This window comes from Pseudoduganella sp. RAF53_2 (genome assembly GCF_052113985.1).
GTDB lineage: Bacteria > Pseudomonadota > Gammaproteobacteria > Burkholderiales > Burkholderiaceae_D > Rugamonas.
Genome location: NZ_JBFRDW010000495.1, coordinates 1 through 4,580, shown reverse-complemented (window position 1 = coordinate 4,580; position 4,580 = coordinate 1). Strand labels below are relative to the sequence as shown.

6 protein-coding genes are annotated in these 4,580 nt (G+C 61.3%); all 6 read right to left on the bottom strand.

The window, feature by feature from the left end:
* Nucleotides 1-193: site-2 protease family protein (locus AB4Z11_RS23805; protein ID WP_442028144.1), on the bottom strand; the 193-nt coding region annotated here is incomplete at its 3' end.
* Nucleotides 194-224: 31 nt separating this feature from the next.
* Nucleotides 225-1,436 carry a 1-deoxy-D-xylulose-5-phosphate reductoisomerase gene (ispC, locus tag AB4Z11_RS23800; RefSeq protein WP_442028143.1) on the bottom strand — a complete coding sequence of 404 codons (1,212 nt, stop codon included), beginning with the start codon at nucleotides 1,434-1,436 and terminating at the stop codon, nucleotides 225-227.
* A gap of 11 nt (nucleotides 1,437-1,447) precedes the next feature.
* Entirely contained in the window at nucleotides 1,448-2,281 is an 834-nt protein-coding gene (locus AB4Z11_RS23795; protein ID WP_442028142.1) for a phosphatidate cytidylyltransferase, read from the bottom strand.
* A gap of 3 nt (nucleotides 2,282-2,284) precedes the next feature.
* Nucleotides 2,285-3,034, bottom strand: coding sequence for a polyprenyl diphosphate synthase (gene uppS / locus AB4Z11_RS23790; RefSeq protein WP_442028141.1), 750 nt, complete (start codon nucleotides 3,032-3,034; stop codon nucleotides 2,285-2,287).
* A 69-nt stretch (nucleotides 3,035-3,103) separates the two neighbouring features.
* Nucleotides 3,104-3,664 carry a ribosome recycling factor gene (gene frr / locus AB4Z11_RS23785; RefSeq protein ID WP_442028140.1) on the bottom strand — a complete coding sequence of 187 codons (561 nt, stop codon included), beginning with the start codon at nucleotides 3,662-3,664 and terminating at the stop codon, nucleotides 3,104-3,106.
* Nucleotides 3,665-3,705: 41 nt separating this feature from the next.
* On the bottom strand, nucleotides 3,706-4,422 hold the full coding sequence (gene pyrH / locus AB4Z11_RS23780; RefSeq protein ID WP_395398882.1) for a UMP kinase: 717 nt from the start codon (nucleotides 4,420-4,422) through the stop codon (nucleotides 3,706-3,708).
* Between the last annotated feature and the right edge of the window lie 158 nt (nucleotides 4,423-4,580).

The following is a 4,580-nucleotide window of genomic DNA, read 5'->3' as shown; positions in this document are numbered from 1 at the left end:
GCAATACGGAGATGGCCCACTCGGTCTGGTCAGGGCCGACCCGGCGCGACCAGATCACTTTGCCCATGCCGACCGAGAAGCGCAGCACCTTCACGCCGCACCAGCGCGCGACCATGTAATGCCCCAGTTCGTGGAACACGATCAGGGTGCCGAGGCAGACTGCAAAAGCGATCAGGGTGCGAATCAGTTCCATGATATTTACCCTATAACCCCTGTCCCCGGGGTCAGACCCTCAGGGTTTGCCCCTGGTTTGCGGTTTTCGGCAGCGCGGCGATAACACGCTCCGCCGCCGCACGCGCCAGGGCATCCTGCGCCATCACCGCTTCGATACTGGACGCAGCGCCATGCGCTACTTCGTCCATCACGGCGGCGATGACGCGGTCGATCTGGYGGAAACCGAGGCGCATATCCAGGAAGGCGGCCACTGCCACTTCATTGGCCGCGTTCAGCAGGGTTGGCGCCGTACCGCCTGCGTTCAGTGCGTCGTAGGCCAGCTTCAGGCAGGGGAACTGCACGAAGTCCGGTTTCTCGAACTGCAGCATGCCGACTTGCGCCAGGTCCAGCTGCGCTACGCCGGAGGCGATACGTTCAGGATAGGCCAAAGCCTGCGCAATCGGGGTGCGCATATCCGGATTGCCCAGTTCCGCCAGCACGGAGCCGTCGTCATAGGACACCATGGAATGCACCACCGATTGCGGGTGAATCACCACTTCGATCTGCGCAGCCGGTGCGCCGAACAGCCAGTGCGCCTCGATCACCTCCAGGCCCTTGTTCATCATGGTGGCCGAGTCCACCGAAATCTTGCGGCCCATCGACCACTTCGGATGCTTGCAGGCCTCGTCCGGCGTAACGTTATCCAGGGTGGCGACATCGCGCTTCAGGAAAGGACCGCCGGATGCGGTCAGCAGAATCTTGGTCACGCCCGCCCTGGCAGGCACGCGGCCATAGCCCATCGGCAGGCACTGGAAGATCGCATTGTGTTCCGAATCGATCGGCAGCAGCTGGGCGCCGCTTTGCGCGATGGCGTCCATGAACAGCTGGCCGGACATCACCAGCGCTTCCTTGTTTGCCAGCAGCACCTTCTTGCCGGCGCGCGCAGCGGCCAGGGTCGGCGCCAGGCCGGCCGCGCCGACGATAGCAGCCATCACGGCATCCGTTTCTGCGGCGGAAGACACGGCGCACAGCGCTGCCTCGCCCCACTCCACTTCGGTGCGCGAGCCGGCTGCACGCAGCAGCGCCTGCAGCTGCTCGGCAGCGGCGGCCRAGCCGACCACAGCGCGCGCCGGTTTGAACTGGATGCACTGCGCCGCCAGCGCTTCCACGCGGCTATGCGCCGTCAGCGCGTACACGGAGTAACGGTCGGGATGGCGGGCAATCACGTCCAGCGTCGAAACGCCGATGGAACCGGTAGCGCCGAGAATGGTAATGCGTTGCATGGTCTTCCTTTTTACAGCCAGCCGGAAATCAGGGCCGCCACTGGCAGCACCGGTACCAGCGCGTCGATACGGTCCAGCACACCGCCGTGGCCCGGCAGCAGATTGCTGCTGTCTTTCAGGCCCGCGCGGCGCTTCAGCATGGATTCAAACAGGTCGCCAACGATCGACGCGGCGACAATCACAGTCAGCACGGCCAGCGTAATCGCCCAGCCCATCTTTGCCTGCAGTTTGACGGCGAAAGTGTCCTGGAACAGCGGTACGGTGCCCGCAGCCAGCACAGTCAGCGAGGCGATCACCAGCACGGCGACCCAGCCGCCAATCGCACCTTCCCAGGATTTGCCCGGCGAAATGGACGGCGCCAGTTTGCGCTTGCCGAATGCCTTGCCCGCAAAGTATGCGCCAATGTCGGCAATCCACACCAGGGCCATGGCCGAGATCAGGTAGACCGGCGAACGCTGATACAGCACCAGGATGGCGACGAAGCAGGACACCAGGGTCACCACATACACCATGCTCAGCATCAGATTGCCGACGCCTTCCAGCGGCGGCAGGCCAAGCTTGAGGGATGGCGCAAAGCGCAGCAGCCAGATGGCGGCGCCGATCGCCACCCAGAAGCGGGCCTGGTCCAGGCCATTATTGAAGAAGAAGGTGTAAGCGAAAGCGCCGGCCCAGAATAAGGCAATGACGATGGCGGCGCGGTTCCTGAAGAGACGGAAGGCCTCCCACGACGCGGCGCCGAAGAACAGCGTCACCACCACGGCCACCGCCGGGTAGTAATTGGAAAACAGTACAGGCAGCAGCACCGCCAACAGCAGTACAGCCGTGATGACTCGTGTCTTCAGCATATTTTATTTTTTCTCTGCGACCTGGTCGCCGGTGCGGCCGAAACGGCGCTCGCGGTTCTGGTAGGAGGAGATGGCCTCATCCAGGCGCTCAGCGTCAAAATCGGGCCAATACGTATCGGTGAAMYACAGCTCGGTATASGCCAGCTGCCACAGCAGGAAATTCGAGATGCGCTCTTCACCGCCGGTGCGGATGAACAGGTCCGGTTCCGGCGCATAGGCCATGGACAGGTACGGCGCCAATTGCTCTTCCGAGAAATCGGTCTGCCCCGGATGTTCAGCCACCATCTTGCCGATGGCCTGCATGATATCCCAGCGTCCGCCATAGTTGGCGCACACGGTAACCGTCATACGGGTGTTGGCGGCAGTCTTGCGCTCGGCGGTGGCGATCATGTCCTGCAGCTTCTGGTCGAAGCGGCTGAGGTCACCGACCACTTTCAGGCGGATGTTATTGGCGTGCATCTTGGCCACTTCGCGTTCCAGCGCAGTGACAAAGAGTTTCATCAGCAGGGATACTTCCTCTTCCGGACGGCGCCAGTTTTCGGAACTGAAGGCAAACACCGTCAGGTACTCGATGCCGCGCGCGGCGCAGGCTTCCACCACGGTGCGCACCGCTTCCACGCCTTTGACGTGGCCGGCCACTCGGGGCAGGAAACGCTTGGTCGCCCAGCGCCCGTTGCCGTCCATGATCATCGCCACATGGCGAGGCACTTTGGGCGATTCGGGAACCGCGGTCGTCGAACTCGTATATTTCATAGATACGTATACTTAAAAAACCGGGGACGACGGGGGCAAACGCCCTCGCCTGTCCCCGGTTTCGTAACCTTAAACGGTCAGGACTTCCTTTTCTTTTTCGGCGACGGTCTTGTCGATGTCGGCGATGAACTTGTCGGTCAGCTTTTGAACCTCGTCACCGGCGCGGCGCTCTTCGTCTTCCGAGATGGCTTTGTCTTTCACCARCTTCTTCAGGCCTTCGTTGGCGTCACGGCGGATATTGCGGATCGCGACCTTGGCATCTTCACCTTCGCCCTTGCACAGCTTGACCATTTCCTTGCGGCGCTCTTCGGTCAGCGGCGGGGTCGGCACGCGGATGGTGTCGCCCTGTGCGGACGGGTTCAGACCCAGGTCCGCATCGCGGATGGCCTTCTCGATGGCGGCGCCCATTTTCTTTTCGAACGGGGTTACGCCGATGGTACGGGCGTCCATCAGGGTCAGGTTGGCGACCTGGTTGATCGGGGTTGGGTTGCCGTAGTAATCGACCATCACATGGTCCAGGATGCCGGTGTGGGCACGGCCGGTACGCACTTTAGCCAGATCGCTCTTCAGCGTCTCCAGCGACTTACCCATCTTGTCCTGTGCGTTTTTTTTGATGTCAGCGGTAGACATTGCTGCTCTCCTGTTGCTTGAGTTTACTCAGTTTATATTGTTTATACGTGAACAAGTGTACCCTCTTCCGCGCCCATGATCACGTTCATCAACGCGCCCGGCTTGGTAATCGAGAATACTTTGATCGGCAGTTTCTGGTCGCGGCACAGCGCAAAGGCGGTGGCGTCCATGACCTGCAGGTGCTTGGCGATCGCTTCGTCGAAGCTGATCTTGTGGTACAGGGTGGCGTTCGGGTCTTTCTTCGGGTCGGCGGTGTACACGCCGTCCACCTTGGTGGCCTTCAGCACGATTTCCGCGCTCATTTCCGAACCGCGCAATGCTGCAGCAGTATCGGTCGTGAAGAACGGGTTGCCGGTACCGGCGGCGAAGATCACGACCTTGCCTTCTTCCAGGTACTGCAGCGCTTTCGGGCGCACGTAAGGCTCAACAACCTGTTCAATGCTGATGGCGGACATCACGCGGGCGGTGACGCCGATGTGGCGCATGGCGTCGGCCAGGGCCAGTGCGTTCATCACGGTGGCCAGCATGCCCATATAGTCCGCGGTAGCGCGGTCCATGCCCTGGGCGCCTGGCGCCACGCCACGGAAGATATTGCCGCCGCCGATCACGACAGCGACTTCCACGCCCAGTTTCGCGACCTCGGCCACGTCTGCCACCATCCGCTCGATCGTGCCCCGGTTGATGCCGTATGGATCGTCGCCCATCAGGGCTTCGCCAGACAATTTGAGGAGGACACGCTTGTAGGCAGGTTTAGACATGAGCTGGGGCTCCTTTAAATGTATTCGGTGAGGCTACGGCGGCAATGATAACGGAAATACCACAAGCCGCCGGGAAATTCCGATTTGTCAGGCTTAAATATTACTTAACAAATCTTAAAACCTGAGGCGAAGGCCTGGTGGCTGCCACGATGTGGCGG